We start from the raw sequence: 26,551 nt of genomic DNA on the forward strand, positions 1-26,551 counted from the left end.
GGGCAGGGCTGCCGTACGTCGCTGTCGCCGGGGCCGAGGAGGCGCCGGCGGCAGTCCGTACTGGTTCACCGGAACACTGTCCTCCTGACTCGGACACTTGGCAAGTGGCACTCTGAAAAATGCAGAGTGCCTTGTTCTCTCTGGCCGAGCTTCGTGGCACACTCGTCGAAAACAGCGCGTCGGGGAGGTCTGGGAGTGAGCGAGCCGCGGTCCGCCCCCACGGTGGGACAGGTCGTACTCGGTCGGCGTCTGCAGGACCTGCGCGAGCGCGCCGGTCTCAAGCGGGAGGAGGCCGCCAAGGTCCTCCACGTCGCCCCGGCCACCATCCGCCGCATGGAGACCGCGGAGGTCGCGCTGAAGATCCCGTACGTCCAGCTGCTGCTGGCCGCGTACGGCATCGACGGCCCCGAGGCGGAGGCCTTCGTCGCCCTCGCCGAGGAGGCCAACCTCCCCGGCTGGTGGCAGCGGTTCCACGACGTGCTGCCCGGCTGGTTCTCCATGTACGTCAGCCTGGAGGGGGCCGCGAGCCTCATCCGCGCCTATGAGCCCCAGTTCGTCCCCGGTCTGCTCCAGACCGAGGGGTACGCCCGCGCCATTCTGCGCAGCGGAGCGGTCGGCGGCGGCGGAGACGCCGCGCGCGAGGAGGACATCGATCGGCATGTAGCCCTGCGGATGGAGCGCCAGTCCCTGCTGACCAGGGAGGACGCCCCGAAGTTCTGGGTGATCATGGACGAGACGGTGTTCCGCCGGCCGGTCGGCGACGGGCCCGAGGTGATGCGCGACCAGCTCGACCGGCTGCTCGAAGCGTCCGAGCTGCCGAACGTCACCCTGCAGATCGCGGAGTTCGCGTCCGGCCACCACCCCGGCACGTACGGTCCCTTCGTCCTCTTCCGCTTCGCCATGCCCGAACTCCCGGACATGGTCTACAGCGAGTACCTGACCGGCGCGGTCTACCTCGACGCGCGCCCCGAGGTGGCGTCCCACCTGGAGGTCATGGACCGTATGGCGGCGCAGGCCGCGACTGCACAACGCACGAAGGAGATCCTCCGGGATCTCCGCAAGGAGCTGTGAATGGATCGCATATACAACGGCATGCCCGCCGCGGAGCTCGGTGCCGAGGGATGGCACAAGCCCTGGAGCGGCGGGAACGGGGGCAACTGCGTGGAGGCCATGAAGCTGGCCGACGGCAGGGTCGCCGTGCGACAGTCCGCAGACCCTGAAGGCCCCGCCCTCATCTACACCCACGGAGAGATCGCCGCGTTCATCGCGGGGGCCAAATCCGGCCAGGCTGACTTCCTGCTCACCTGACCCTTCCGCCACGCCCCTACCGTCACGTAACTCTTGGGGCAGCGCCACCCGTTCGTCCCCACGAGGAGAGCCGACGATGACCCAGGACCCCGCATCCCGCGAGATTCGGATCGACACCAGCAAGCCGCACCCCGCGCGGATGTACGACTGGTTCCTGGGCGGCAAGGACAACTACCCCGTCGACGAGGAGATGGCCCGCCAGCTCCTCACCGTCGACGCCCGCGGCCGGGACATGGCCCGGGTCAACCGCGCCTTCATGCACCGCGCCATCCGCTGGCTCAGCGCCCACGGCGTGCGCCAGTACCTGGACGTCGGCACCGGGATCCCCACCGAGCCCAACCTGCACCAGATCGCGCAAAGGGCCGCGGCGGAGTCCCGGATCGTCTACTGCGACAACGACCCCATCGTGCTCGCGCACGCGGCCGCCCTGCTGCGCTCGACCCCGCAGGGGGCCACCGAGTACATCCAGGCGGACGCCCGGGACCCGGAGACCATCCTCGAAAGGGCCGGAAAGGTCCTTGACTTCGACAAGCCGATCGCACTGTCGATGCTGGCGCTGCTCCACTTCCTCGGCGACGAGGACGGTGCCCAGGACATCGTCGCCAAGCTCGTCGACCAGCTCGCCCCCGGCTCCTACCTGGTCCTCTCGCATGTCACCGGGGACTTCGACCCCGAGGGCGCGGCGAAGGCCGTCGGCATGTACAAGGCCCGCGGCCTGACCCTGCGCCCCCGGTCCCGCGACGAGCTCGCCGCCTTCTTCGACGGCCTGGAGTTCGTCGAGCCCGGAGTGTCGCTCACCGCCGAGTGGCACCCCGAGCTGGGCGAGCCGGTGCCGGTCCAGGGCGACGACCCGATCCCCGGCTGGGCCGCGGTGGCCCGCAAGCCCTGACCCGTACGACCGCGCCGGGTCCCGGAAGGACTCCCCGGGTCCCGCGCGGTCACGCCCGCAGGTACGCCAGCCCCGGGTGCGCCGCCGCGTACCCGTCGAGCAGCCGGCGGGCCACACCCACCGAGTCCACCAGCGGGTGCAGCGCGAAGGCCTTCACCGCGGTCGCCCGCGAGCCGCTCTCCGCCGCCGCGAGCACCTCCCGCTCCACCGCCTTCACCGCCGTCACCAGACCCATGGCGTGGTACGGGAGCGGGTCCACCGCCACCGGACGGGCGCCGTTCGCGTCCACCGCGCACGGCACCTCGACCACCGCGTCCGCGTCGAGCCCCGGCAGCGTGGTGCCGTTGCGCACGTTCAGGATCAGGGTGGCCCGCTCGCCGCGCGCGATCGCCCGCATCAGCGCGAGCGCCACCCTCTCGTAGCCGCCCGGCTCCAGGTCCTCCGCCGCCCGGTCCCCGGCCCCGGCCGCCTCCCGGTTGTGCGCCATGTAGGTCGCCTCCCGGTCGGCCAGCGTGCGGCGCCAGGCGTCCAGGGCCCGCACCTCCGGCCGGACGGCCTCCGCGTAGAACCCGGCCTGCTGGTCCAGGAGATACGCGCCCCGGGTCTTCTCCGCGCCCCGGTACGACGCGACCGCCTCCCGGTTGAAGTAGTAGTAGTGCAGGTACTCGTTGGGCACCGCGCCGAGCGAGCGCAGCCACTCGGCGCCGAAGAGCCGCCCCTCCTCGAAGGAGCCGAGCAGCGCCTCGTCCGCGAGGAGCCGGGGCAGCTCGTCCCGCCCGTCGACCCGCAGCCCGCGCAGCCAGCCCAGGTGGTTGAGGCCCGCGTAGTCGATCCACACCCGGTCCGGGTCCGCGCCGAGGACCCGCGCCACCCGGCGGCCGAGCCCCACGGGGGAGTCGCAGATGCCGACGACCCGGTCGCCCAGGACCCGGGACATCGCCTCGGTCACCATCCCCGCCGGGTTGGTGAAGTTGATGACCCAGGCCTCCGGGGCGAGCGCGGCGACCCGCCGGGCGACGGCGACCGCGACCGGCACGGTCCGCAGGCCGTACGCGATCCCGCCCGCGCCCACCGTCTCCTGGCCGAGCACCCCCTCGGCCAGCGCCACCCGCTCGTCGGCCGCCCGGCCCTCCAGACCGCCGACCCGGATCGCGGAGAAGACGAAGTCCGCCCCGCGCAGCGCCTCGTCGAGGTCGGTGGTGGCCGTCACGGCCGGCGCGTCCGGCACCCCCTCGGCCTGCTCGGCGAGCACCCGCGCGATGGCCCTCAGCCGGTTCCCGTCGAGATCGTGCAGGGTGACGTGGGTGATCCGCCCCTCGGCGCGGTCGCCGAGCAGCGCGCCGTACACCAGCGGCACCCGGAAACCGCCGCCTCCGAGAATGGTCAGTCGCATGGGCCGTACGCTACTCGGCCGGGCCCGCGGGACCGCCCCGCTCCTGGGGGAGAATGACCGCATGTCCCGACGCAAGACCGGCCCCCGCCGTACGCCCCCGCCCGCCCCGGCGGTCACCCCCGACACGCCCTGCCCCTGCGGCCTCGACGCCGCGTACGGCGCCTGCTGCGGACGCTTCCACGCCGGTACGGGAGCCACCGCGCCCACCGCCGAACTGCTGATGCGCTCCCGCTACAGCGCCTTCGTCGTCGGCGACGCGGCCTATCTGCTGCGCACCTGGGCCCCCGGGACCCGTCCCGGCACCCTCGACCTCGACCCCGGCATGCGGTGGACCGGCCTGGAGATCCTCGACACCACCGACGGCACCGCCTTCCACCAGCGCGGCACGGTCACCTTCACCGCCCGGTACGTGCACGGCGGCGAGCCCGGAGCCCTCACCGAGCGCAGCCGCTTCACCCGCCACGACGGCGCCTGGGTCTACGTCGACGGCGACTTCCCGGAGCACTGACCGGCCGTTCTCCGCGTGGTGTCACCGTCCTGAGGCGACCGCCGCGACGCGGCCGTCCGCGCGGCCGGCCGGGATGCCGGTGGAGAGGTCCTCCGCGACGGCCTTCTTCGCGATGGCGTCGACCGCCGCGCGGAGTTCGGGCCCGCTGGGCCGGCCGCGCTCCCGTTCCAGCCGGGCGGCGAGCCAGTCGCCCCAGGCGCGGGTGATGACCTCGGCCTCGCGTGCGCCGGCCGGCGTGTGCGAGAGGAGGTTGCCGTCCCGGGTGAGGAAGCCCTCGTCGACCATCCGGTCGAAGGCGGGGAGGAGGACCTCCGGTGGCAGGCGGCGGCTCGCCGCGATCAGACCGAGGCTCGCGTGCCCCACGGTCCGGGTGTACAGCTCCACCTGCATCACCGCCCAGGCGCCGGCGGTGTCCAGGCGGGTGTCGGAGTCGGCGACGATCCGGCGGGCGGTGTCCATGTCCATCCGGCGCAGCAGCCGTCCCACGGAGACTTCGAGGAGCTTCGCCGAGTCGCCGCTGACCGTGGGGGAGGCGAAGCCCTCGCCCATGTCGGGGGCGGCCTCCCGGACCGAGTCGCGGAGCGTGACCTGCTTGAGGAAGAGGGCGACGACGAAGCCGACGACGGCCACCGGCACCGTCCACAGGAAGACCGTGTGCAGGGTGTCGGCGTAGGCCTGGACGATCGGCGCGGCGACCCCGTCCGGCAGTCCGTGCAGCCCCTGCGGGCTCTGCGCGGCGCCCGGCACCGACGCAGGGTCGAGGCCGGCCGCCCCGGCGAGCGCGGACGCCTCGGCGACCCCGTCGGTGAGGCGGGGCTTGAGGGCGTTGGTGTAGATCGTGCCGAAGACGGCGGTGCCGAAGGAGCTGCCCAGGGTGCGGAAGAAGGTGACGCCCGAGGTGGCGGTGCCGAGGTCGGCGTAGTCGACGGTGTTCTGCACGGCGATCGTCAGGACCTGCATGCACAGGCCGATGCCGACGCCGAGCACGAACATGTACAGCGACTCCAGCCAGGTGCCGGTGTTCTGGTCCATCAGCGACATGAGGAACAGTCCGGCGCCCATCACCGCGCACCCGATGACGGGGAAGATCCGGTAGTGCCCGGTCTTGCTGACGACGTTGCCGCTGTAGACCGAGGCGATCAGCAGGCCGACGACCATCGGCAGGGTCCGGATGCCGGAGACCGTCGCCGAGTCGCCGTCCACGTACTGGAGGTAGGTCGGCAGGAAGGTCATCGCGCCGAGCATCGCGAAGCCGACGACGAAGCTCAGGACCGAGCAGACGGTGAAGACCGGGTTGCGGAACAGCCGCATGGGCAGCATGGGTTCGGCGGCCCGCAGCTCCACCAGGCAGAACAGGGCGAGGGCGATCAGGCCGCCGGCGAAGAGGCCGATGATGACGCCGGAGCCCCACGCGTACTCGTTGCCGCCCCAACTGGTCGCCAGGATCAGGGCGCTGGAGCCGATCGCGACCAGCGCGATGCCCAGGTAGTCGATGACCGGCCGGCTCGCCGAGCGCACGGAGGGGATGGTCCGGGCGGCGGCGATGACGACGAGGATCGCGATCGGGACGTTGACGTAGAACGCCCAGCGCCAGCTGGCGTGGTCGGTGAACAGGCCGCCGAGCAGCGGCCCGACGACCGTGGAGACGCCGAACACCGCGCCGATCGCGCCCTGGTACTTGCCGCGCTCGCGCAGCGGGATGACATCGGCGATCAGCGCCATCGAGGTGACCATCAGGCCGCCGGCGCCGATGCCCTGGAGGCCGCGCCAGACGATCAGCAGCGTCATGTCGGGGGCGAGGCCGCAGAGGAACGAGCCGGTGATGAAGACGACCGCGGAGATCTGGAAGATCAGCTTGCGGCCGAAGAGGTCGCCGAACTTGCCGACCAGGACCGTCGCCACGGTCTCCGCGAGGAGGTAGGAGGTGACCACCCACGACATGTGGGCGGCGCCCCCGAGGTCCGCGACGATCGTGGGCAGGGCGGTGCCCACGATGGTCTGGTCGAGTGCCGCGAGCAGCACGCCGAGCATGATCGTGCCGAAGACGATGTTGCGGCGGCGGCCGTCGAGCACGGGCGGTGCGGGCGCGGCCGGGGCGGCGGGTGCTGCGTCGCTGGTCGTGGTCACCTTCGCAGCGTCACATCGCGCCGCCTCGGCTGCTCGTGGGGTGCGCCCGGACGGGCGACACCCTCAGGCGGTCCTCAGGGCCGTACCGGCAGCGTCGGGTGGTGCTTGGCCAGGATCTTGTTGGCCCGGGCGAGCGCGGCGAGGGCGTGCTCGCGGTCGGCCAGGTCCTCCGCGCAGAGCGGGCCGCGGAAGCGGTAGACCTCGCGCGCCGCGCAGTCCGCCTCGATCTCCGCCTGGAGGACGTGCGCGGGCAGACAGGCGCCGATGAGGGCGGCCACGCGGTCGGGGATCGGGACGGGGACCAGGGGGGAGGGCGAGGCGATCACGGATCAGTCCTAGCGGTTCGTGGGGGCGGACGGGAAGGGCTCTCACCTCCATACGTACCGGATGGCGGGAGCGGTTCCGGTACGCCGCCGGTGCCGGGGTGCGCCGGGGGCGCCCGTCCCGCCCGGGGTGCGCGGGCGCACCGGGCGGGGACCCGGTGACGCCGGTGATCGATCGTTCCGGCGTTCCCGCAGGTACGGGGCGCGTCGCCGGAGGCTCCTTGCGCACGGACCCTGCGGAAAGCGCGTGCGAAGGGGCGGCGCAGGGCCCCTGGGCGGGGCAGGCAAGACCCGCGACGGCACTATCGGTGTGAAGGAAATCACGTGGCGCGCAGACGCCAGGAACGGGAAGATCGTCGGCTCGCCCGGTCGATCCGCCTGCCGGAGCGTCAGCCCAGTACGTCCGACAGGTCGTACGAGACGGGTTCGTCGAGCTGCGCGTAGCCGCAGGACTCGGGGGTGCGGTCCGGGCGCCACCGCTTGAACTGCGCGGTGTGCCGGAAGCGGTCGCCCTCCATGTGGTCGTAGCCGACCTCGCAGACCCGCTCCGGCCGCAGGGCCACCCACGACAGGTCCTTCTTGCCGGACCAGCGGCTCGGCGCGCCCGGCAGCCGGGCCCCCTCGTGCGCGGCCTCCTCGGCCCAGGCGGCCCACGGGTGCCCGTCGGGCGGGTCCATCCGCAGCGGCTCCAGCTCCTGGACGAGCTCGGCCCGGCGCTTCGCGGTGAAGGCGGCGCAGACGCCGACGTGCTGGAGGGCGCCCCGGTCGTCGTGGAGGCCGAGGAGGAGCGAGCCGACGACGGGGCCGCTCTTGTGGAAGCGGTAGCCGGCCACGACGACGTCGGCGGTCCGCTCGTGCTTGATCTTGTACATCAGCCGGGCGTCGGGCCGGTAGGGCAGGTCGAGCGGTTTGGCGATCACCCCGTCGAGCCCGGCCCCCTCGTACTGCTCGAACCAGTGCGCGGCCAGCTCCGGGTCCCGGGTGGCGGGGGCGAGGTGGAGCGGGGCGGTGGCGCCGGCGAGCACCCGCTCCAGGGTCGCGCGGCGCTCGGCGAGCGGGGTGCCGAGGAGCGCCTCGTCGCCGAGGGCGAGCAGGTCGAAGGCGACGAAGCGGGCGGGGGTGGTCGCGGCGAGCATCCGGACCCGGGAGTCCGCGGGGTGGATCCGTTCGGAGAGCCGGTCGAAGTCGAGCCGCCCGTCGTGCTCGACGACGATCTCGCCGTCCACGACGCAGCGCTCGGGCAGCCGCTCCGGCAGTGCCTCGACGAGTTCGGGGAAGTAGCGGGTGAGGGGCTTGCCGGTACGGCTGCCGATGACGAGCTCGGGGCCGTCGCGGTGGACGATGGCCCGGAAGCCGTCCCACTTGGCCTCGTACTGCATCCCGGGCGGGATCTTCTTCACGGACTTGGCGAGCATCGGCTTCACGGGCGGCATCACCGGCAGATCCATGGATCAGATTGTCCGGTATGCGGCAGATGTCTGCGAGCCCTAGGGTGGCGCTCATGGCAGGCAAGACGGCAGCGGTGGAGGTGGAGGCGGGCGGGCGCACCGTTCGCGTCTCCAACCCGGACAAGGTCTACTTCCCGGAGCCCGGCTACACCAAGCTGGACCTGGTGCACTACTACCTCGCGGTCGGCGAGGGCATCACGCGCGCCCTGCGGGACCGGCCCACCACCCTGGAGCGCTACCCCGACGGGGTGACGGGGGAGTCCTTCTTCCAGAAGCGGGCGCCGAAGTACCTGCCCGACTGGATCCCCACCGCGCACATCACCTTCCCCAGCGGCCGCTCCGCCGACGAACTGTGCCCGACCGAGCCGGCCGCCGTGCTGTGGGCGGCCAACCTCGGGGCCGTCACCTTCCACCCCTGGCCGGTGCGGCGCGGCGACACCGACCGCCCCGACGAGCTCCGCCTCGACCTCGACCCGCAGCCGGGCACCGACTACGCCGACGCCGTCCGCGCCGCCCACGAGCTGCGCGCCGTCCTCGACGAGTACGGACTCCGCGGCTGGCCCAAGACCTCGGGCGGGCGCGGCCTGCACGTCTTCGTCCCCATCCGCCCCGACTGGACCTTCGTCCAGGTGCGGCGGGCCGCCATCGCCGTGGGGCGGGAGCTGGAGCGGCGGATGCCGGACCGGGTCACCATGAAGTGGTGGAAGGAGGAGCGCGGCGAGCGGATCTTCGTCGACTACAACCAGACCGCCCGCGACCGCACGATCGCCTCCGCCTACTCGGTCCGCCCGAAGCCGCACGCCCCCGTCTCCGCACCGCTGCGCTGGGAGGAGGTCGACGACGCGGTGCCGGAGGACTTCGACATCCGCACCATGCAGGGCCGGTACGCCGAGCTGGGCGACGTGCACGCCGACATGGACGACGAGCGCTTCGACCTGGAGCCGCTGCTCGAACTGGCCCGGCGCGACGAGGCCGAGCACGACCTGGGGGACCTGCCCTATCCGCCGGAGTACCCGAAGATGCCCGGCGAGCCGAAGCGGGTCCAGCCGAGCCGGGCGAGGAAGCCGGACGGGAGCGGTTCCGAAGCGCCCGACGCGCCGCATTGATCGGACGTTGACGGTGTGTTTAGCGGCCGGCGTCAGGGTGGAGCCATGCAGACCGACACCGCAGTCCTGACCCTCCCGGCCACCCGCCCCGCCGCCGACCTCGCCTGGCGCGAGGACGCGCTGTGCGCCCAGGCCGGGCCCGAGTTCTTCTTCCCCGCCCCCGGCTCCTCGACCCGCGAGGCCAAGCAGCTCTGCGGAGCCTGCGAGGGGCGCGTGGCCTGCCTGGAGTACGCCCTCGCGCACGACGAGCGGTTCGGCGTGTGGGGCGGGCTCTCCGAGAAGGAGCGGCTCAGGCTGCGCCGCACGCAGCGCTCCTGAACCGCTCCCGGGGGCGCGGCGGCGCTCAGCCCGCGGCGCGGGCGGCCATCCGGGCCTTGCGGGCGGCCAGCTTCTCGTCGAACTTCGCGGCCTCCGCGTCGAGCCCGTTCATGTAGAGGCCCAGCTCCTCCTGGGCGCGCAGCCCCTCGGGGCCGAGGCCGTCGATGTCCAGCACCTTCAGGTGGCGGATCACCGGCTCCAGGACGTCGTCGTGGTGGATGCGCATGTTGTAGATCTCGCCGATCGCCATCTGCGCGGCGGCCCGCTCGAAGCCCGGGATGCCGTGGCCGGGCATCCGGAAGCCGACCACCACGTCCCGCACCGCCTGCATGGCGAGGTCGGGGGCGATCTCCAGCGCGGCCTTCAGGAGGTTGCGGTAGAAGACCATGTGGAGGTTCTCGTCCAGCGCGATGCGGGCGAGCATCCGGTCGCAGACGGGGTCGCCGGACTGGTGGCCGGTGTTGCGGTGCGAGATGCGGGTGGCGAGCTCCTGGAAGGAGACGTACGCCACCGAGTGCAGCATCGAGTGGCGGTTGTCCGACTCGAAGCCCTCGCTCATGTGCGCCATCCGGAACTGCTCCAGCTTGTCCGGGTCGACGGCGCGGGAGGCGAGGAGGTAGTCGCGCATGACGATGCCGTGCCGGCCCTCCTCCGCGGTCCAGCGGTGCACCCAGGTGCCCCAGGCGCCGTCGCGGCCGAAGAGGCTGGCGATCTCGTGGTGGTAGCTGGGGAGGTTGTCCTCGGTCAGGAGGTTGACCACGAGGGCGGTCTTCCCTATCTCCGTGACCTTCGACTGGGACGGGTCCCAGGCCTCGCCGTCCTCGAAGAGGCCGGGGAAGTTCCGGCCGTCCGACCACGGCACGTACTCGTGCGGCATCCAGTCCTTGGCGACCTTGAGGTGCCGGTTGAGCTCCTGCTCCACGACCTCTTCCAGCGCGTACAGCAAGCGGGCGTCGGTCCACCCCGTCGAGCTGCCGAGGGAGGGAGAGGTGAGCGTCACGGGTACTCCTGGGGGACGGAGAGGGCAAACGGAACTACCTACGGCTTCGTAGGTTACGAGACCGTAGGTTAAGGCTCCGTAAGGGGCCGTCCAAGCCCCCCTCGGACGTTGTCCGGTTACGTTCCGTTATGTGCGCAGCTCGGGCCGGGTGAAGAGACGCAGGTCACCTCGGGGCGGTCACCCGGGAACAACTGATCGGCTACTCAGAGCAGATGATCGGCGGCCCCGGACTTCACCGCCGAGATCAGCGCGCGCAGCGCCTCCACCGAGTCGCTGACGTACTCGCCCGGGGCGAGGGTCGAGCCGATGTAGGCACGGCCGGCGTCGTCGAGGCCGAAGCGGAAGCAGTTCGCCCCCTCGCTGCAGAAGGCGTCCCCCCAGGCGATCCGGGCGGCGGCCGGGGAGGCGGCGGGGGCGGTGTCGGTGACGTTCACGGCGGGGTCCTTCACAGGTCCTGGGCTATCGAGCGGACGAATGCGCGGGAGTCGGCGGCGGACAGGGAGAGTCCGCGCAGCCGCTCCAGCAGCCCCTGGTACCGGCGCAGCCTCATGTCGGCGTCGAGCAGCAGCGGGCCGTGCGAGGAGTCGAGCTGCACGGTGTCGAGCTGCGGCACCGGCGCGGACACATAGGTGAACGACTGTCCGGCCCCGGGGAAACCCCCGGCCGCGAAGGGGATGACCCGCACGGTCACGGTGGCCCTCTCGGACTGCTCCAGGATGTGCTCCAGCTGCGCGCGGGCCACCTTCGGGCCGCCGAACCGCATGCGCAGCGCCGCCTCGTGGATCACCGCCTCGTACGGCACCGGCCGGTCCAGGACCTCCTGGCGGCGCAGGCGCAGGGCGAGCCGGGCCTCCAGGTCGGGCTCCGGCAGCGGCGGGACGGCGGTGTCGAAGACCGCCCGCGCCTGCTCCTCGGTCTGCAGCAGGCCCGGTACGTGGGTGGTCACGGCCGTCGCCAACGCGGCCGCGTGGTGCTCCAGTTCGGCGATGTCGAGCAGGGCGGGCGGCAGGAGTCCGCGGTGCTCCTCCCACCAACCGCGGTCCCGCTCCCGCGCCATGGCGGCGAGCAGGTCGACCAGGCCCGCGTCGGGGCAGCCGTAGTTGAACGCCAGGGTCCGCACCCGCTCGGGGCTGAGGCCGAAGCGGCCGGACTCGATGTGGGGGATGCGGGTGCGGTCGACGCCCAGGAGGGCGGCGGCCTGCTGGGCCGACATCCCCGACTGTTCGCGCAGCTTGCGCAGTTCGGCCCCGAGCCGCTGCTGGCGCGCGGTGGGGCTGGTCCTGGGTGGCACGTCGTTCTCCCTCGTCCTGCGGTGCGGCCCCCTGCCGCCCCCGGTCGCGCGGCGCCGCACGTCCTCCGGCCGGAAACGGCGCCACCGCCCGCAAGTAGTAGCACCGTGCTCCGCTTCTGCGCTACGGTCGGTAGCGCAAGTCTCACACGGTGCGACCATGGCCGTGTGCGGAGCCCCCCGTACAGGAAATGTGAGCCATCCGATGAAGGGCGCCCTGCGTTGCCTTCCGGCCGCCGCCGCCACCGCGGCGGCCGTGCCCATACCCCCCGCCACGGAGAACCTCAGCTACTCGCTGCTGCTCCCCGGTGGCGCCTACTGCGCGGGCCTCGCCCGCCAGGCCGTCGACGGCCTCCTCACCCGCCACGGCCTCGCCGACCTCCGCGACACCGCCCGCCTCGCCGTCTCCGAGCTCGTCGGCGCCGCCTACCGGTTCACCCCCGACCGGGAGATGGCGCTGCGGGTCCGCTGGCAGTACGACGCCCTGCGGATCGTCCTCTACGACCAGCATCCGGCCCACCCGCGGCCGGACGAGGCCGAACGCTGCCGCGAACGCCGCAGCCGCAGCATGTGGCTGCTGGCCGCGGCGGTCGGCGAACAGGGCGGCGACTGGGGCCTGGCACCCGCCCTCACCGCGGAGGGCGGGACCAAGTCGTGGGCCTTACTGCACCGTTGACCTCACCGCATCGGTGACGTCACCACCCGGGTGACCCCACCGCACCGCTGACCGCAGCGCAGCGTCGACCTCACCGCGCCGTCGACGCCGACAGCGCCCGAAGCTCCTCCGCCGACGTCGGCCGCAGACGGCCGTCGAGGAGCACCCGGCGCGTGAGCCCCAGCGACTCCAGGAACGCCAGGTCGTGACTGGCCACGACCAGAGCCCCCTCGTACGCGTGGAGGGCGGCCGTCAGCTTCCGCACCGACGCCAGGTCCAGATTGTTCGTCGGCTCGTCGAGCAGCAGCAGCTGCGGAGCCGGCTCCGCGAGCAGCAGCGCCGCCAGCGTGGCCCTGAACCGCTCGCCGCCCGACAGGGTGCCGACGCGCTGATCCGCCCGGGAGCCCCGGAACAGGAACCGCGCGAGCCGCGCCCTGATCGCGTTCCCCGACGCCGCCGGCGCGAACCGGGCGACGTTCTCCACGATGCTCAGCCCGTCGTCGAGGACATCGAGCCGCTGCGGCAGGAAACGGATCGGCACCAGCCGCTCCACCTCGCCCGACACCGGCTCCAGCTCACCCGCGACCGTCCGCAGCAGCGTCGTCTTCCCGGCACCGTTGCGGCCCACGAGCGCGACCCGCTCCGGTCCCCTGAGCTCGAAACCGCCCTCGACCCGGGCGCCGTACCGCAGTTCCAGCTCCGTCAGCCGCAGCACCTCGCGCCCCGGCGGCACCTGGGTGTGCGGCAGCTCGACGCGGATCTCGTCCTCGTCCCGCACCGCCTCCACCGCCACGTCGAGCCGCTCGCGCGCCTCGGCCAGCCGGTCCGCGTGCAGAGCGCGGTGCTTGCCCGCCGACACCTGGGCCTGGCCCCGCCGGGTGTGCGCCACCACCTTCGGCACGGCCTTGTTCTCGAAGCTCTTCTGCGCGTACCGCCTGCGGCGCGCCAGCTTCATCCCCGCCTCGGACAGTTCCCGCCGTTGCCGCTGCACGTCCGCCTCGGCGACCCGCACCATGCGCTCCGCCGCCTCCTGTTCGGCGGCGAGCGCCTCCTCGTACGCCGAGTAGGGGCCGCCGTACCAGCTCACCGTGCCGTCGTGGAGGTCGGCGATCCGGTCGACCCGCTCCAGGAGCTCCCGGTCGTGGCTCACCACCACCATCACCCCGGACCAGCCCTCCACCGCCTCGTACAGGCGCGAACGGGCCTGCAGGTCAAGGTTGTTGGTTGGTTCGTCGAGCAGCAGCACGTCCGGCCGGGCGAGCAGCAGCGCGGCGAGCCGCAGCAGCACGGACTCTCCGCCGGACACCTCGCCGACGGTGCGGTCCAGGCCGATCGCGCCGAGCCCGAGCTGGTCCAGGGTGGCGCGGGCCCGCTCCTCCACGTCCCAGTCGTCGCCGATCACGGCGAAGTGCTCCTCCGCGGCGTCCCCGGCCTCGACGGCGTGCAGCGCCGCCCGCTTCCGGTCGATGCCGAGGATCGCGTCCACCCGCCGGCCGGTGTCCAGGACCAGGTTCTGCGGCAGGTGGCCGATCTCCCCGGACGCGGTGACGGAACCGCCGGTGGGGACGAGCCGCCCGGAGAGCAGCCCGAGCAGGGTGGACTTCCCCGAACCGTTGGCGCCCACCAGTCCGGTGCGGCCGGGTCCGACCGTCAACCTGAGGTCGTCGAAGACCTCGGTGCCGTCGGGCCAGGAGAAGGAGAGCGAGGTGGCGGAGAGGAAGACAGGCTGAGATGACATGAAGGCCTCCGGTGCGTGCCGCGAGCACGGGTGTGAGCGTGGGCGTGGTGCGACGCGTGAGACACCGGGGCGCGGGCAGCGTGGGGAACGGCTCGTCCACCGAGGTCGAGAACGGCGCGCGGGGCACGGGGCCGGGCGCGGCACGGTGTCTCGGGACCTCAGATGAACAACGTTCCTTCTCCGATCGGGAGGCGATGCGACCCGTCGACCGTAGAAGCCGGTCGGAGGAGGAGGCAACCGGATTACCGGAGCCGGACTACGGCAGCCCGCCCAGGAGCTCGGCCAGGTCCCGGTCCCAGTCCAGGTACTGGTGCTCGCGTCCGGCCGGCACCAGGTGCTGCGAGCGCTCGAGGAAGCGGCGCAGCTCGGAGGTGCGCACATGGACCATGGCCACGCCCTCCGGGGCGTGGAACTCGACCACCGTGCGGTCGTAGCCGTACGGGCGCAGCCGCACGTCGCCGTCGCCGGCGGGCCGCTCGACCCCCTGGGCCAGCAGGTCCCGGGCGAAGGCCCACGACACCTCGACGCCCTCCAGGGTCGCCGGCGGCGGGAAGGCCATGCTGACCGCGTACGGGTCCTCCTGGTCGTAGCGGAGGGTGGCGGGGACGGTCTCCATCCGGGGAGCGGAAGCGACCAGACGGGCCTGGACGGGCTGCTCGATCACGGCGGACACGGCGGACTCCTCTCGCGCGGCTTGTGATCCTGTGCGTCTCCCCGACACCAGGGCACCTGACACCCATGAAGACGACAGGAACCGGCCGAACGTGCACCGGTGACCCACGTGAGGTACGTCACCGGGGGAGGCGGGAGGGGGGGAGACGGGGGAGCGTGCCGGGCGACGGGCGGGCTCAGCGGTGCCCGGCCACTTCGCCGTCCGACTCCGCGCGCGGCCCCGACCGGTCGCCGTACGGCGGGCTCGCCGAGACCCCGTCCCGTGGCCGTACGGCGCTCGCCGAGGCCCCGTCCGCTCGCCGTACGGCCGGCTCGCCGAGGCCCGCGGCCGCGGGGCGTCACCCGAGTCTCGTGCCGTGTCCTCGGCCCCCGGCCCGGCCCGGGAACGTCCGGCGGGCCCCGCGCCCCGGCGCCGGCCGGGAGGCACTCTGGACGGGCCCGGGCCGCCGCCGCTAGCTTCCGGCGCCATGACACCTGTGCGAAAGATGCGAACGGCGCGACGCACGATGACGGCGGGACTGGTGGGGGCGGCGCTGGCGCTCGCCCTCGCCGCCCCCGCGCGGGCCGGGGAGACCCCAGCGGCCCCCGCGACCGCCGTGTCCGGGGCGGGCTGGCAGCTCACCCCGACCGGCACCGACGCCCGCTTCCGGGGCCTGGCCGCGGTGGACCGCCGCACCGCCTGGGCCGCCGGCTCCCGGGGCACCGTCCTGCGCACCACCGACGCCGGCCGTGGCTGGCGCGACGTCTCGCCGCCCGCCGCCGAGGGCCTGGAGCTCCGTGACGTCGAGGCCCTCGACGTCCGCCGGGCCGTCGTCCTCGCCATCGGCGAGGGCGAGGCCTCCCGGCTGCTGCGGACCGAGGACGGCGGCGCCACCTGGACCGAGGCCTTCCGCAACGCCGACCCGCGCGCCTTCTACGACTGCGTGACCTTCCTCGACCGCCGCCACGGCCTCGCACTGAGCGACCCCGTCGACGGCAGGTTCCGCGTCCTCGCCACCCGCGACGGCGGCCGCAGCTGGGAGGTCCTGCCGGACGCCGGGATGCCCGCCGCGCTGCCCGGCGAGGCGGGCTTCGCCGCGAGCGGGCAGTGCCTGGTCACCGCCCCCGGCGGCGGGAAGGACGTCTGGTTCGCGACCGGCGGCGGCGCCACCGCCCGGATCTTCCACTCCGCCGACCGGGGCCGCACCTGGACCGTCACCGACAGCACGGTCCCGGCCGGAGACCCGGCCCGGGGCGTCTTCGCGCTCGCCTTCCGGGACCGCGGTCACGGGATCGCCGTCGGCGGCGACTACCGGGCGGGACAGCCCTCGCCGCGGGCCGCCGCCGTCACCGCCGACGGCGGACGCACCTGGACCCCGGCCGGGACGCCGCCGCCCGCGTACCGCTCCGGCGTCGCCTGGCTGCCGCACTCCCGCACGGCCGCCCTGGCCGTCGGTCCCACCGGCACCGACCTCACCCGGGACGGCGGCCGGACCTGGCGGACCGTCGACACCGGCTCGTACGACACCGTGGACTGCGCCCCGGACGGCGGCTGCTGGGCCTCCGGCGAGAAGGGCCGGATCGCCCGGCTCGCCCGCGGCTGAGGGACGGGGTCAGGCCGGCGGCCGCTCGCGGTAGTCGGCCAGGCCCTCGACCGTCTTCGACGCGTAGAACTCGGTGATCCGGTAGGCGCATACGCCCTCGGCGCTGAAGGGGTCGGCCGCCGCGATCCGCTCGATCGCGGCCCGGTCGACCCCGGCCGCGAGGATCACCCCGCCGTCGCGCGGGTTCTTCCGCCCGGAGGCGAGGAACACCCCGGCGGCGTACTGCTCGTCCAGCCAGGCGATGTGCGCGTCCATGAGGGCGTCCGCCCGCTCGACGGGCGCGGTGTAGGTCAATTCCAGTACGAACATGCGCGCAAGGCTACCGGCGGTGCCCGGCCGGGCCGTTCGCTCCCCGAGGGCCGCCCGGACACGTACGGGCGCGTCGATCGAGGTCACGGCGGGCACCGTGCCCGGGGCCGTCGCCGTAGGGTGGCCCGCATGGGGATCATCGGGGTTCCGGCGGGGTGGCCCGCCGACGAGGCGGCGGCGCTGGACGTCCAGCGCGCGCTGCGCGGACGGCTCGTGCTCGACGAGGAGGGGCCGGCCGTGGGGGAGGGGCACGTCACCGGGCTCGACGTGGCCTACGACGACGAGCGGGACCTGGTGGCCGCGGCCGCCGTGGTTCTGGACGCCGGAACGCTGGAGGTGGTCGAGCGGGCCACCGCCGTCGCCCGGGTCTCCTTTCCTTACGTACCGGGGCTGTTGGCCTTCCGCGAGATCCCCGCCGTGCTCGCCGCCCTGGAGGCGCTCGGCGCCGACCCGGGGCTGCTGGTGTGCGACGGGTACGGGCTCGCCCATCCGCGCCGCTTCGGCCTCGCCGCCCACCTCGGGGTGCTCACCGGACGCGCCTCGATCGGCGTCGCCAAGAACCCCTTCACCTTCTCGTACGGGCAACCGGGGCCCGAGCGCGGCGACTTCGCGCCGCTGCTCGCCGAGGAGGAGGAAGTGGGCAGGGCGTTGCGCACCCGGCGCGGGGTCAAGCCCGTCTTCGTCTCCGTCGGCCACCGGATCTCCCTCGACAACGCCTGCGCGCACACCCTCGCGCTCTCCCCGCGCTACCGGCTCCCCGAGACCACCCGGCACGCCGACGCGCTCTGCCGGCGCGCGCTCGCGGAGGCACGGGCGGCTGAGTAGCGGCTGAGTACCCGTACGGATGCCCGCTGTCAGACCCCCACGGCACAGTGGCCCCATGACAACCCCCGTCACCACGGGCGCCGGCCGTCGCTCCGGCGGCCGCGCGCTGCCCGCCGCCCTCGCCGTCGCGGCGCTCTCCGCCCTCGCCTGGACCTGCGCCATCCTGTACGTGCTCGCCGACTGGACCCTCGGATGAACGGGCGGCTGCGGTGCGTCGTGCTCGACTGCCCCGACGCCTTCGGACTCGCCGGGTTCTACCGGGAGTTGCTCGGCGGCGAGGTCGAGTCGCCCGACCCGGCGCTCGCGGTCGGCGCCGGCTCCGCGGTGCTGCGCGACGCGCACGGACCGGTCCTCGCGTTCCAGGACGTCGCCGACCACCGGCCGCCCGTCTGGGGCGCCCCCGAGCAGCAGTTCCTGCTCGACATCCGGGTCCCGGACCCGGCCGCGGCCCACGAGAAGGTCCTCGCGCTCGGAGCCGTGCTCCTCGGTGACGCGGGCGAGGCCGCGGGCGCGCCGCTGTGGCGGGTCTACGCCGATCCGGCCGGGCATCCCTTCCGGCTCATGGGGGCCTGAGGCGGCTCGTCGGCCTCTGTCCGACGGCTCGTGGGCGGGCCCCGGAAGGCCGTCTCCCGGCGGCGCTTCGAGCGGGCGCGGGATGGGCAGGATGCGCGGATGGACCTGCACGCCACCTCACGACGACTCGTCTCCTCCGGCTCCCCGCTCGAACCGGAGATCGGCTTCTCCCGCGCGGTACGGCTCGGCCCGTACGTCTCCGTCGCCGGTACGGCCCCGATCGCGCCGGACGGCACCACCACCGCGCCCGGAGACGTCTACGCCCAGACCGTCCGCTGCCTCGACATCGCCGAGGCCGCCCTGCGCGAGGCGGGCGCCGGGCTCGCGGACGTCGTCCGCACCCGCGTCATGCTCACCGACGCCACCGCCTGGCGCGAGGCGGCCCGGGCCCACGGGGAGCGCTTCGCCGGCGTCCGTCCCGCCTGCACCTTCGTGGAGGTGTCCCGCTTCATCGACCCGGCGTGGCTGGTCGAGATCGAGATCGACGCGGTGGTGGCCGAGACCGGCGCCGCCGACATGATCGGCTGGTGAGGCGCGCCCGGGCGGCCACGTCCGGCGGCGCCCGCCGCCGTCACTCCGCGTGCGCCACCCGGAAGCGCAGTCCCGCCGCCCGCAGCCGGTCGGTCAGGGCGTCGCCCATCGCCACCGCCGTCGTGACCTGGCCCGCCGTCTCCGGCAGCGGGTCCAGGGCGAGGCAGAGGGCGGCCTCGGCGAGCATCTTCGCCGTCTCGTCGTAACCGGGATCGCCGCCCGACACCTCCGTGAAGACCCGCCGTCCGCCGCCCTCGCCGACGAACCGGACCGTGAACCAGCTGCGGGCGCGCCGCTCGGCCGAGGGCCCGGAGCCGGCGGCGTAACGGTCCATCAGCCACCGTCGCAGCGGGGGGACCTGGGCCGTCGCGAGGGTCGCGGCGAGCGCCGCCGTGCCGCCGAGGGCCATCGGCAGCGTCCTCACCGAGGCGTAGTGGCGGTAGCGGAAGTCCGGGCCGTACCGTTCGAGCGCGGCGGCCGAGCGGGCCACGATCCGGGGGTCCAGGGTGGGCAGCGGCAGCGCCCAAGTGCCGGTCTCGGTGCTGAACCGGGGGCCGCCCAGCGGCGCGCGGGCCCGTCGGCCCACCGACCGGGGCGCGTGCAGGCGGCGCTCGCGGGCCGCTCGCAGCGTCTGCGGGCCGCGCCCGAAGGCGGTCAGCGCGGAGGCGAAGGTGCCGCCGGAGAAGACGGCGCCGGCCCGGACGAAGCCGTCGATGCGCAGCGGCACGCCCTCGGGCAGCTGCCGGACGGTGAAGAGCACGCCGAGGTCGTGCGGGACGGAGTCGAAGCCGCAGGCGTGCACGATCCGGGCGCCGGTCTCCCGGGCGCGGGCGTCGTGGCGGACGTACACGCGGTCGACGAACTCGGGCTCGCCGGTCAGGTCGAGGTAGTCGGTGCCGGCCTCGGCGCAGGCGGCGACCAGGCCCTCGCCGTACCAGACGTACGGGCCGACGGTGGAGGCCACCACCCGCGCCGACCCGGCCAGCGCCCGCAGCGAGGCGGGGTCGCCGGAGTCGGCGGTCAGCAGCGGCAGTGCGGCGAGGTGCGGGCGTCCGGCGGCCAGCCGGCCCCGCAGCGCCGCCAGCTTCGCGGGCGAGCGGCCGGCCAGGGCCCAGCGACAGCCGTCGGGGGCGTGCTCGGCCAGGTACTCCGCGGTGAGCTCGCCCACGAACCCGGTCGCCCCGTAGAGCACCACGTCGTACGGCCGCTCCGCCGTCGCCCGCCCGGACTCCCGTCCCGCGCCCGCCCCTGTGTCCATCGAGCCCCACTCCGTCCCTCGGCGATGTCGTCGGCGGAGGATAGCGGACCCGGCCGCCCCGCCGAATTTCCAAGCGCTTGCTCGGCCGGGGGGCTTGTGCCGAGTGGAACACGTTCCTAGCATCTCCGGTGTTACATCATTGGTGTCACACCTCTGGGGGCTCGATGAAGACCACGCGGACCGAGCGCACCGGCCCGCTCGCCGGTGTCCGGATCGTGGAGCTCGCCGGCATCGGCCCCGGCCCCTTCGCCGCCATGCTCCTCGCCGACCTCGGCGCCGACGTCGTCCGCGTCGACCGCCCCGGCGGCGCGGGCCTCGGCGTCGACCCCGCCAAGGACCTCACCAACCGCAACAAGCGCTCGGTCCTCGTCGACCTCAAGGCCCCGGACGGCCCCGCGACCGTGCTCGACCTCGTCGAGCGCGCCGACGTCCTCATCGAGGGGTACCGGCCGGGCGTCGCCGAGCGCCTCGGCGTCGGCCCGGAGGAGTGCCTCGCCCGCAACCCCCGGCTCGTCTACGGCCGGATGACCGGCTGGGGCCAGGACGGCCCGCTCGCGCCCACCGCCGGACACGACATCGGCTACATCGCGGTCACCGGCGCCCTCGGCCTCGTCGGCCCCGACCCGGACGGCCCGCCGAGCATCCCGGCCAACCTCCTCGGCGACTACGCGGGCGGTTCGCTCTACCTCGTCGTCGGCGTCCTCGCCGCCCTCCAGCACGCGCGGGCGCACGGGGAGGGCCAGGTCGTCGACGCCGCCATCGTGGACGGCACCGCCCACCTCACCACCATGATCCACGCCATGCTCCTGGCCGGCGGCTGGCAGGACCGGCGCGGGGTGAACCTCCTCGACGGCGGCTGCCCCTTCTACGGGGTGTACGCCACCTCCGACGGCGGCCACATGGCCGTCGGCGCCCTGGAGGAGCGCTTCTACGACGAGTTCGCCCGGCTCCTCGACCTGCCGGAGGCCACGGCCCTCCGGCGCGACCTCGCCCGCTGGCCCGAGCTGCGCGAGGCCGTCGCGGCCCGCTTCCGGAGCCGTACCCGCGCCGAGTGGACCGAGGTCTTCGAGGGCACCGACGCCTGCGTCGCCCCCGTCCTCTCGCTCCGCGAGGCCCCCGGCCACCCGCACCTCGCGGCCCGCGCCACCTTCGCCGAGCACGGCGGACTCGTCCAGCCGGCGCCCGCGCCCCGCTTCTCCGCCACCCCCGGCACCCTCCGTACCGGCCCCGCCCTGCCCGGCGCCGACACCGCCGAGGTCGCCCGCGACTGGGCCGTCCCCGCCCTGCACACCCAGGAGTCGAAGACCGCATGAAGCGCACGCTCTACACCGAGGACCACGAAGCCTTCCGAGCGGTCGTCCGCACCTTCCTGGAGAAGGAGGTGCTCCCCCACTACGAGCAGTGGGAGAAGGACGGCATCGTCTCCCGCGAGGCCTGGCGCGCCGCCGGCCGCCAGGGCCTCCTCGGCCTGGCCGTCGAGGAGGAGTACGGCGGCGGGGGGAACCCCGACTTCCGGTACGCCTCCGTCCTCGCAGAGGAGTTCACCAGGGCGGCCGCCCCCGGCCTCGCCATCGGCCTCCACAACGACATCATCGGCCCCTACCTCACCAAGCTCGCCACCGACGAGCAGAAGCGGCGCTGGCTGCCCGGCTTCTGCTCCGGCGAGATCGTCACCGCCATCGCGATGACCGAGCCCGGCGCCGGCTCCGACCTCCAGGGCATCCGCACCACCGCCGTGGACCACGGCGACCACTGGATCCTCAACGGCTCCAAGACCTTCATCTCCAACGGCATCCTCGCCGACCTGGTGATCGTCGTCGCGAAGACCACCCCCGAGGGCGGCGCGCACGGCCTCTCCCTCCTCGTCGTCGAACGCGGCATGGAGGGCTTCGAGCGCGGACGCAACCTCGACAAGATCGGCCAGAAGTCCCAGGACACCGCCGAGCTCTTCTTCGAGGACGTCCGCGTCCCCAAGGAGAACCTCCTCGGGGAGCTCGACGGGGCCTTCGTCCACCTCATGACCAACCTGGCGCAGGAGCGCCTGGCCATCGCCGTCGCGGGCATCGCCGGCGCCGAGCACCTCCTGGAGCTCACCACCCGGTACGTCAAGGAGCGCGAGGCCTTCGGCAGGCCGCTCGCCAAGCTCCAGCACGTGCGGTTCGAGATCGCGGAGATGGCCACCGAGTGCGCCGTGACCCGGGCGTTCGTGGACCGGTGCATCGCCGAGCACGCCGATCGGACCGGCCTCGGCCTCGATCCCGTCAACGCCTCCATGGCCAAGTGGTGGGCGACCGAACTCCAGAAGCGGGTCGCCGACCGCTGCCTGCAACTGCACGGCGGATACGGCTACATGAGCGAATTCCCGGTGGCCCGCGCCTTCACCGACGGCCGCATCCAGACCATCTACGGCGGCACGACGGAGATCATGAAGGAGATCATCGGCCGCTCCCTCCTCGGCTGACCTCCGACCCCGGCCGGCCTCCGACCCCCCCGCTTGTCGAAAACCCTCATCGCGAAAGGCTTCCCGTGAGCACCGAAGCGTACGTGTACGACGCGATCCGCACCCCGCGCGGACGCGGCAAGGCCAACGGCTCCCTGCACGGCACCAAGCCCATCGACCTCGTCACCGGCCTGATCCGCGAGATCCAGCGCCGCAACCCGAGCCTGGACCCGGCCGCCATCGACGACATCGTCCTCGGCGTCGTCGGCCCGGTCGGCGACCAGGGCTCCGACATCGCCCGCATCGCCGGCATCGCCGCCGGTCTCCCCGACACCGTCGCCGGCGTCCAGGAGAACCGCTTCTGCGCCTCCGGCCTCGAAGCGGTCAACATGGCCGCGATGAAGGTCCGCTCCGGCTGGGAGGACCTGGTCCTCGCCGGCGGCGTCGAGTCGATGTCCCGGGTGCCGATGGCCTCCGACGGCGGCGCCTGGTTCGCCGACCCCATGACCAACCTGGAGACGAACTTCGTCCCCCAGGGCATCGGCGCCGACCTCATCGCCACCATCGAGGGCTTCACCCGGCGCGACGTCGACGAGTACGCCGCCCTCTCCCAGGAGCGCGCCGCCACGGCCTGGAAGGAGGGCCGCTTCGCCCGCTCCGTGGTGCCGGTCGTCGACCGGGCCGGGCTCACCGTCCTCGACCACGACGAGTTCATGCGCCCCGGCACCACCGCCGACTCCCTCGCCAAGCTGAAGCCGTCCTTCAAGGACATCGGCGAGCTCGGCGGCTTCGACGCGGTCGCGCTGCAGAAGTACCACTGGGTCGAGGAGATCGACCACGTCCACCACGCGGGCAACTCCTCCGGCATCGTCGACGGCGCCTCCCTCCTCGCCGTCGGCTCCAAGGAGGTCGGCGAGCGGTACGGGCTCACGCCGCGCGCCCGGATCGTCGCGGCGGCCGTCTCCGGCTCCGAGCCCACCATCATGCTCACCGGCCCCGCCCCGGCCGCCCGCAAGGCGCTCGCCAAGGCCGGCCTCACCATCGACGACATCGACCTCATCGAGATCAACGAGGCCTTCGCCGCGGTCGTCCTGCGCTTCGTCAAGGACATGGGCGTCTCCCTGGACAAGGTCAACGTCAACGGCGGCGCCATCGCGCTCGGCCACCCGCTCGGCGCCACCGGCGGCATCATCCTCGGCACCCTCGTCGACGAGCTGGAGCGCCAGGACAAGCGCTACGGCCTCGCCACCCTCTGCGTCGGCGGCGGCATGGGCATCGCCACCATCGTCGAGCGCGTCTGACCTCCCCGTCCGCACCCCACTACCGGAGAAGCATCAGTCATGAGCGAGAGCACCACCATCCGCTGGGAGCAGGACCACACGGGGATCGTCACCCTCGTCCTCGACGACCCGAACCAGTCCGCCAACACCATGAACCAGGCGTTCCGCACGTCGATCATGGCCGTCGCCGACCGCCTGGAGGCCGAGAAGGACTCCATCCGCGGCGTCATCTACACCTCCGCGAAGAAGACCTTCTTCGCCGGCGGCGACCTCAAGGACATGATCCAGGCGGGCCCCGAGCACGCCCGGTCCATCTTCGACGCCGCGATGGACATGAAGCGCGCCCTGCGCCGCATCGAGACCCTCGGCAAGCCCGTCGTCGCCGCCCTCAACGGCGCGGCCCTCGGCGGCGGTTACGAGATCGCGCTCGCCTCCCACCACCGGATCGCGCTCGACGCGCCCGGCTCCAAGATCGGCCTGCCCGAGGTCACCCTCGGCCTGCTGCCCGGCGGTGGCGGCGTCACCCGCACCGTCCGCCTCATGGGCATCACCGACGCCCTCCTGAAGGTGCTCCTCCAGGGCACCCAGTACAACCCGAAGCGCGCCCTCGACAACGGCCTCGTGCACGAACTGGCCGCCACCCCCGAGGAGATGATGGCCAAGGCCATCGCCTTCATCGACACCCACCCGGAATCCGCCCAGCCCTGGGACGTCCCCGGCCACAAGATCCCCGGCGGCACCCCGTCGAACCCCAGGTTCGCGGCCAACCTGCCGGCCTTCCCCGCCAACCTGCGCAAGCAGCTGAACGGCGCCCCCTACCCGGCCCCGCGCAGCATCATGGCCGCGGCGGTCGAGGGCTCCCAGGTCGACTTCGAGACCGCGCAGGTCATCGAGTCCCGGTACTTCACCGAGCTGGTCACCGGCCAGACCGCGAAGAACATGATCCAGGCTTTCTTCTTCGACCTCCAGGCCGTCAACTCCGGCGCCAGCCGCCCCAAGGGCGTCGAGAAGCGCCAGGTCCGCAAGGTCGCCGTGCTCGGCGCCGGCATGATGGGCGCCGGCATCGCCTACTCCTGCGCCCGCGCCGGCATCGAGGTCGTCCTCAAGGACGTCACCGACGAGGCCGCCGCGAAGGGCAAGGCGTACTCGGAGAAGCTCTGCGCCAAGGCCGTCTCCCGGGGCCGCACCACCCAGGAGAAGGCCGACGCCCTGCTCGCCCGGATCACCCCGACCGCCGACCCGCAGGACCTGGCCGGCTGCGACGCGGTCATCGAGGCCGTCTTCGAGGACACCGCGCTCAAGCACAAGGTCTTCCAGGAGATCCAGCACGTCGTCGACGCCGACGCCCTGCTCTGCTCCAACACCTCGACCCTCCCGATCACCGTCCTCGCCGAAGGCGTCGAGCGGCAGTCCGACTTCATCGGCCTGCACTTCTTCTCCCCGGTCGACAAGATGCCGCTGGTCGAGATCATCAAGGGCGAGCGCACCGGCGACGAGGCCCTGGCCCGCGCCTTCGACCTGGTCCGCCAGATCAACAAGACGCCGATCGTCGTCAACGACTCGCGCGGCTTCTTCACCTCGCGCGTCATCGGCCACTTCATCAACGAGGGCGTGGCGATGGTCGGCGAGGGCATCGAGCCCGCCTCCGTCGAGCAGGCCGCCGCCCAGGCCGGCTACCCGGCGAAGGTCCTCTCCCTCATGGACGAGCTGACCCTCACCCTCCCGCGCAAGATCCGCAACGAGACGAAGAAGGCGATCGAGGAGGCCGGCGGCACCTGGGTCACCCACCCGGGCGAGGTCGTCATCGACCGCATGGTCGACGAGTTCGGCCGCCCCGGCCGCAGCGGCGGCGCCGGCTTCTACGACTACGCGGAGGACGGCAAGCGGGGCAGGCTCTGGCCGGGCCTGCGCGAGCACTTCACCAAGCCCGGGTACGAGATCCCCTTCCGCGACATGCAGGAGCGGATGCTCTTCTCCGAGGCACTGGACACCGTGCGCCTGCTGGAGGAGGGCGTCCTGACCTCGGTCGCCGACGCCAACATCGGCTCCATCATGGGCATCGGCTTCCCGGCCTGGACCGGCGGCATCCTCCAGTACATCAACGGCTACGAGGGCGGGGTCGCCGGCTTCGTCGCCCGCGCCCGCGAGCTGGCGGAGACGTACGGCGAGCGCTTCGCCCCGCCGGCCCTCCTGGTGGAGAAGGCCGAGCGCGGCGAGACGTTCACGGACTCCTGAACGCGGAGCGCAACTCCTCGCTGAGGGACCGCTGAAAGGCGGTGACGAGGGCCTGGACCACGATCGGCTGCATGTGCGCGGACAGCGACTTCATGGCGGTCAGGTGGTCCGGGTCCTCCCCGCTCTCCCGGTACGGGTTCCACACCTCCTCCTGAAAGAGCCGCGCCAGCTCCTGCGCGGCCGACCGGGCGTGGTCGAGCAGCACGGTCCGCGAGGCGAGGATCGTGTCGTGCTCGATCGGCACGTCGAGCATCTCGACCCCGAGCCGCAGCAGCGACCCGTCGAGCCGGAACACCTCGGGGTCGCCGGTCGCCTCCAGGACCCCCATGGCGGCGAGCCGTTCGACGTCCCGGTCGGCCAGCTCCCGTCCGGCGCGCCGCTCCAGCTCCCGCCGGGTGATCGTCTCCGCGGACTCCGGCGCCCAGGACGCCACCAGGGCCCGGTGCACCGCGAGGTCCTGCGCGCTCAGGTCGGGCGGCAGCTGCTCCAGGTACCGCTCGATCGCGGCCAACGTCATCCCCTGCCGCTGCAGCTCCTCGATCAGCGCGAGCCGGGCCAGGTGCTCGGCCCCGTACCGCCCGACCCTGCGGGGGCCGATCACCGGCGGCGGCAGCAGCCCCCGCGTCCCGTAGAACCGCACGGTCCGCACCGTCACCCCGGCCCGGGCCGCCAGCTCGTCGACGGTGTACCCCGGGGGCAGTCCCTCGCCGCTCTCGTCCTCCATGGTGCAACAGTATTGCTGTC

28 protein-coding genes are annotated in these 26,551 nt (G+C 73.4%); 16 read left to right on the top strand and 12 right to left on the bottom strand.

The features are described from left to right. The first annotated feature begins 195 nt into the window (after positions 1-195). The 3 genes from ACFZCF_RS20790 to ACFZCF_RS20800 all read left to right on the top strand — a co-directional run bounded on the left by ACFZCF_RS20790 (position 196) and on the right by ACFZCF_RS20800 (position 2,197). On the top strand, positions 196-1,071 hold the full coding sequence (locus ACFZCF_RS20790) for a helix-turn-helix domain-containing protein (RefSeq protein WP_388445573.1): 876 nt from the start codon (positions 196-198) through the stop codon (positions 1,069-1,071). Beyond that, positions 1,072-1,308, top strand: a complete 237-nt coding sequence (locus ACFZCF_RS20795) for a DUF397 domain-containing protein (RefSeq protein ID WP_030495614.1) — start codon at positions 1,072-1,074, stop codon at positions 1,306-1,308. 76 nt (positions 1,309-1,384) lie between these two features. Next, positions 1,385-2,197, top strand: coding sequence for an SAM-dependent methyltransferase (locus tag ACFZCF_RS20800; protein ID WP_388445577.1), 813 nt, complete (start codon positions 1,385-1,387; stop codon positions 2,195-2,197). A 49-nt stretch (positions 2,198-2,246) separates the two neighbouring features. Here ACFZCF_RS20800 and ACFZCF_RS20805 read toward each other — a convergent pair whose 3' ends face one another. Further along, positions 2,247-3,590, bottom strand: a complete 1,344-nt coding sequence (locus tag ACFZCF_RS20805; RefSeq protein ID WP_388445580.1) for a 6-phospho-beta-glucosidase — start codon at positions 3,588-3,590, stop codon at positions 2,247-2,249. A gap of 61 nt (positions 3,591-3,651) precedes the next feature. On the opposite strand from ACFZCF_RS20805, the gene ACFZCF_RS20810 reads away from it, so the two are divergent. After that, positions 3,652-4,098 (top strand): YchJ family protein, encoded by a 447-nt coding sequence (locus ACFZCF_RS20810; RefSeq protein ID WP_388445583.1) that lies wholly within the window; start codon positions 3,652-3,654, stop codon positions 4,096-4,098. Between the two features lie 21 nt (positions 4,099-4,119). Here ACFZCF_RS20810 and ACFZCF_RS20815 read toward each other — a convergent pair whose 3' ends face one another. The 3 genes from ACFZCF_RS20815 to ACFZCF_RS20825 all read right to left on the bottom strand — a co-directional run bounded on the left by ACFZCF_RS20815 (position 4,120) and on the right by ACFZCF_RS20825 (position 7,996). After that, positions 4,120-6,225 (bottom strand): DHA2 family efflux MFS transporter permease subunit, encoded by a 2,106-nt coding sequence (locus tag ACFZCF_RS20815; RefSeq protein ID WP_391287886.1) that lies wholly within the window; start codon positions 6,223-6,225, stop codon positions 4,120-4,122. Between the two features lie 74 nt (positions 6,226-6,299). Next, positions 6,300-6,548, bottom strand: coding sequence for a hypothetical protein (locus tag ACFZCF_RS20820; protein WP_346768364.1), 249 nt, complete (start codon positions 6,546-6,548; stop codon positions 6,300-6,302). Positions 6,549-6,937: 389 nt separating this feature from the next. After that, entirely contained in the window at positions 6,938-7,996 is a 1,059-nt protein-coding gene (locus tag ACFZCF_RS20825) for an ATP-dependent DNA ligase (RefSeq protein WP_388445589.1), read from the bottom strand. Between the two features lie 53 nt (positions 7,997-8,049). Here ACFZCF_RS20825 and ligD point away from each other — a divergent pair, with 53 nt between their 5' ends. Continuing rightward, positions 8,050-9,102 (top strand): non-homologous end-joining DNA ligase, encoded by a 1,053-nt coding sequence (ligD, locus tag ACFZCF_RS20830; protein WP_391287888.1) that lies wholly within the window; start codon positions 8,050-8,052, stop codon positions 9,100-9,102. A gap of 45 nt (positions 9,103-9,147) precedes the next feature. Next, the gene (locus tag ACFZCF_RS20835; RefSeq protein ID WP_388445595.1) at positions 9,148-9,420 is read left to right on the top strand and encodes a WhiB family transcriptional regulator; all 273 of its coding nucleotides are present in this window, start codon (positions 9,148-9,150) and stop codon (positions 9,418-9,420) included. Between the two features lie 25 nt (positions 9,421-9,445). Here ACFZCF_RS20835 and ACFZCF_RS20840 read toward each other — a convergent pair whose 3' ends face one another. The 3 genes from ACFZCF_RS20840 to ACFZCF_RS20850 all read right to left on the bottom strand — a co-directional run bounded on the left by ACFZCF_RS20840 (position 9,446) and on the right by ACFZCF_RS20850 (position 11,711). Continuing rightward, complete coding sequence (locus ACFZCF_RS20840; protein WP_388445598.1) at positions 9,446-10,420, bottom strand: acyl-ACP desaturase; 975 nt, start codon at positions 10,418-10,420, stop codon at positions 9,446-9,448. A gap of 203 nt (positions 10,421-10,623) precedes the next feature. After that, entirely contained in the window at positions 10,624-10,854 is a 231-nt protein-coding gene (locus ACFZCF_RS20845; protein ID WP_388445601.1) for a hypothetical protein, read from the bottom strand. Positions 10,855-10,865: 11 nt separating this feature from the next. Beyond that, entirely contained in the window at positions 10,866-11,711 is an 846-nt protein-coding gene (locus tag ACFZCF_RS20850; protein WP_391287890.1) for a Scr1 family TA system antitoxin-like transcriptional regulator, read from the bottom strand. Positions 11,712-11,901: 190 nt separating this feature from the next. Between ACFZCF_RS20850 and ACFZCF_RS20855 the strand changes: the two genes are divergently transcribed. Continuing rightward, on the top strand, positions 11,902-12,384 hold the full coding sequence (locus tag ACFZCF_RS20855; protein WP_391287892.1) for an ATP-binding protein: 483 nt from the start codon (positions 11,902-11,904) through the stop codon (positions 12,382-12,384). Between the two features lie 70 nt (positions 12,385-12,454). On the opposite strand, the gene ACFZCF_RS20860 is transcribed toward ACFZCF_RS20855, so the two are convergent. Continuing rightward, a complete protein-coding gene (locus ACFZCF_RS20860) occupies positions 12,455-14,101 on the bottom strand; it encodes an ABC-F family ATP-binding cassette domain-containing protein (protein ID WP_388445610.1) in 1,647 nt (548 codons plus the stop codon). Positions 14,102-14,357: 256 nt separating this feature from the next. Next, the gene (locus ACFZCF_RS20865; protein WP_388445613.1) at positions 14,358-14,774 is read right to left on the bottom strand and encodes an SsgA family sporulation/cell division regulator; all 417 of its coding nucleotides are present in this window, start codon (positions 14,772-14,774) and stop codon (positions 14,358-14,360) included. Between the two features lie 505 nt (positions 14,775-15,279). On the opposite strand from ACFZCF_RS20865, the gene ACFZCF_RS20870 reads away from it, so the two are divergent. Continuing rightward, positions 15,280-16,356, top strand: coding sequence for a WD40/YVTN/BNR-like repeat-containing protein (locus tag ACFZCF_RS20870; protein ID WP_391288243.1), 1,077 nt, complete (start codon positions 15,280-15,282; stop codon positions 16,354-16,356). A 9-nt stretch (positions 16,357-16,365) separates the two neighbouring features. Here the strand turns inward: ACFZCF_RS20870 and ACFZCF_RS20875 are convergent, their stop codons facing one another. Beyond that, on the bottom strand, positions 16,366-16,665 hold the full coding sequence (locus tag ACFZCF_RS20875; RefSeq protein WP_388445616.1) for a YciI family protein: 300 nt from the start codon (positions 16,663-16,665) through the stop codon (positions 16,366-16,368). Positions 16,666-16,794: 129 nt separating this feature from the next. Here ACFZCF_RS20875 and ACFZCF_RS20880 point away from each other — a divergent pair, with 129 nt between their 5' ends. The 4 genes from ACFZCF_RS20880 (at position 16,795) to ACFZCF_RS20895 (ending at position 18,594) form a co-directional block, all read left to right on the top strand. After that, complete coding sequence (locus tag ACFZCF_RS20880) at positions 16,795-17,490, top strand: endonuclease V (protein WP_388445619.1); 696 nt, start codon at positions 16,795-16,797, stop codon at positions 17,488-17,490. 55 nt (positions 17,491-17,545) lie between these two features. Continuing rightward, entirely contained in the window at positions 17,546-17,686 is a 141-nt protein-coding gene (mmpA, locus tag ACFZCF_RS20885) for a morphogenic membrane protein MmpA (protein WP_388445622.1), read from the top strand. After that, on the top strand, positions 17,683-18,063 hold the full coding sequence (locus tag ACFZCF_RS20890) for a VOC family protein (protein ID WP_388445625.1): 381 nt from the start codon (positions 17,683-17,685) through the stop codon (positions 18,061-18,063). The genes mmpA and ACFZCF_RS20890 overlap by 4 nt, the downstream gene beginning before the upstream one ends. Before the next feature lie 99 nt (positions 18,064-18,162). Then, positions 18,163-18,594: a RidA family protein gene (locus ACFZCF_RS20895; protein WP_388445628.1), complete on the top strand. Its 432-nt coding sequence runs from the start codon at positions 18,163-18,165 to the stop codon at positions 18,592-18,594. A 40-nt stretch (positions 18,595-18,634) separates the two neighbouring features. Here the strand turns inward: ACFZCF_RS20895 and ACFZCF_RS20900 are convergent, their stop codons facing one another. Next, positions 18,635-19,852, bottom strand: a complete 1,218-nt coding sequence (locus ACFZCF_RS20900) for a saccharopine dehydrogenase NADP-binding domain-containing protein (RefSeq protein ID WP_391287897.1) — start codon at positions 19,850-19,852, stop codon at positions 18,635-18,637. A gap of 164 nt (positions 19,853-20,016) precedes the next feature. On the opposite strand from ACFZCF_RS20900, the gene ACFZCF_RS20905 reads away from it, so the two are divergent. The 4 genes from ACFZCF_RS20905 to ACFZCF_RS20920 all read left to right on the top strand — a co-directional run bounded on the left by ACFZCF_RS20905 (position 20,017) and on the right by ACFZCF_RS20920 (position 25,807). Then, complete coding sequence (locus ACFZCF_RS20905) at positions 20,017-21,165, top strand: CaiB/BaiF CoA transferase family protein (RefSeq protein WP_388445634.1); 1,149 nt, start codon at positions 20,017-20,019, stop codon at positions 21,163-21,165. Further along, on the top strand, positions 21,162-22,313 hold the full coding sequence (locus tag ACFZCF_RS20910; protein ID WP_388445636.1) for an acyl-CoA dehydrogenase family protein: 1,152 nt from the start codon (positions 21,162-21,164) through the stop codon (positions 22,311-22,313). Before ACFZCF_RS20905 ends, ACFZCF_RS20910 begins: the two co-directional genes overlap by 4 nt. A 65-nt stretch (positions 22,314-22,378) precedes the next feature. Next, entirely contained in the window at positions 22,379-23,593 is a 1,215-nt protein-coding gene (locus ACFZCF_RS20915; protein ID WP_388445639.1) for an acetyl-CoA C-acetyltransferase, read from the top strand. A gap of 39 nt (positions 23,594-23,632) precedes the next feature. Beyond that, positions 23,633-25,807, top strand: a complete 2,175-nt coding sequence (locus ACFZCF_RS20920; RefSeq protein WP_388445642.1) for a 3-hydroxyacyl-CoA dehydrogenase NAD-binding domain-containing protein — start codon at positions 23,633-23,635, stop codon at positions 25,805-25,807. On the opposite strand, the gene ACFZCF_RS20925 is transcribed toward ACFZCF_RS20920, so the two are convergent. Further along, positions 25,794-26,531, bottom strand: a complete 738-nt coding sequence (locus tag ACFZCF_RS20925; RefSeq protein ID WP_388445647.1) for a MerR family transcriptional regulator — start codon at positions 26,529-26,531, stop codon at positions 25,794-25,796. The genes ACFZCF_RS20920 and ACFZCF_RS20925 overlap by 14 nt on opposite strands. Positions 26,532-26,551 lie beyond the last annotated feature (20 nt).

Origin of the sequence: Streptomyces sp. NPDC007945, assembly GCF_042958885.1 — a bacterium.
In the GTDB taxonomy this organism is placed as follows: Bacteria; Actinomycetota; Actinomycetes; order Streptomycetales; family Streptomycetaceae; genus Streptomyces.

Bases quoted from the DNA above. Each gene is read 5' to 3' on its own strand.
- ACFZCF_RS20795 (WP_030495614.1), top strand. From the start codon at position 1,072: ATGGATCGCATATACAACGGCATGCCCGCCGCGGAGCTCGGTGCCGAG.
- ACFZCF_RS20800 (WP_388445577.1), top strand. From the start codon at position 1,385: ATGACCCAGGACCCCGCATCCCGCGAGATTCGGATCGACACCAGCAAG.
- ACFZCF_RS20805 (WP_388445580.1), bottom strand. From the start codon at position 3,590: ATGCGACTGACCATTCTCGGAGGCGGCGGTTTCCGGGTGCCGCTGGTG.
- ACFZCF_RS20810 (WP_388445583.1), top strand. From the start codon at position 3,652: ATGTCCCGACGCAAGACCGGCCCCCGCCGTACGCCCCCGCCCGCCCCG.
- ACFZCF_RS20825 (WP_388445589.1), bottom strand. From the start codon at position 7,996: ATGGATCTGCCGGTGATGCCGCCCGTGAAGCCGATGCTCGCCAAGTCC.
- ligD (WP_391287888.1), top strand. From the start codon at position 8,050: ATGGCAGGCAAGACGGCAGCGGTGGAGGTGGAGGCGGGCGGGCGCACC.
- ACFZCF_RS20835 (WP_388445595.1), top strand. From the start codon at position 9,148: ATGCAGACCGACACCGCAGTCCTGACCCTCCCGGCCACCCGCCCCGCC.
- ACFZCF_RS20860 (WP_388445610.1), bottom strand. From the start codon at position 14,101: ATGTCATCTCAGCCTGTCTTCCTCTCCGCCACCTCGCTCTCCTTCTCC.
- ACFZCF_RS20870 (WP_391288243.1), top strand. From the start codon at position 15,280: ATGACGGCGGGACTGGTGGGGGCGGCGCTGGCGCTCGCCCTCGCCGCC.
- ACFZCF_RS20875 (WP_388445616.1), bottom strand. From the start codon at position 16,665: ATGTTCGTACTGGAATTGACCTACACCGCGCCCGTCGAGCGGGCGGAC.
- ACFZCF_RS20880 (WP_388445619.1), top strand. From the start codon at position 16,795: ATGGGGATCATCGGGGTTCCGGCGGGGTGGCCCGCCGACGAGGCGGCG.
- mmpA (WP_388445622.1), top strand. From the start codon at position 17,546: ATGACAACCCCCGTCACCACGGGCGCCGGCCGTCGCTCCGGCGGCCGC.
- ACFZCF_RS20890 (WP_388445625.1), top strand. From the start codon at position 17,683: ATGAACGGGCGGCTGCGGTGCGTCGTGCTCGACTGCCCCGACGCCTTC.
- ACFZCF_RS20895 (WP_388445628.1), top strand. From the start codon at position 18,163: ATGGACCTGCACGCCACCTCACGACGACTCGTCTCCTCCGGCTCCCCG.
- ACFZCF_RS20900 (WP_391287897.1), bottom strand. From the start codon at position 19,852: ATGGACACAGGGGCGGGCGCGGGACGGGAGTCCGGGCGGGCGACGGCG.
- ACFZCF_RS20905 (WP_388445634.1), top strand. From the start codon at position 20,017: ATGAAGACCACGCGGACCGAGCGCACCGGCCCGCTCGCCGGTGTCCGG.
- ACFZCF_RS20910 (WP_388445636.1), top strand. From the start codon at position 21,162: ATGAAGCGCACGCTCTACACCGAGGACCACGAAGCCTTCCGAGCGGTC.
- ACFZCF_RS20920 (WP_388445642.1), top strand. From the start codon at position 23,633: ATGAGCGAGAGCACCACCATCCGCTGGGAGCAGGACCACACGGGGATC.
- ACFZCF_RS20925 (WP_388445647.1), bottom strand. From the start codon at position 26,531: ATGGAGGACGAGAGCGGCGAGGGACTGCCCCCGGGGTACACCGTCGAC.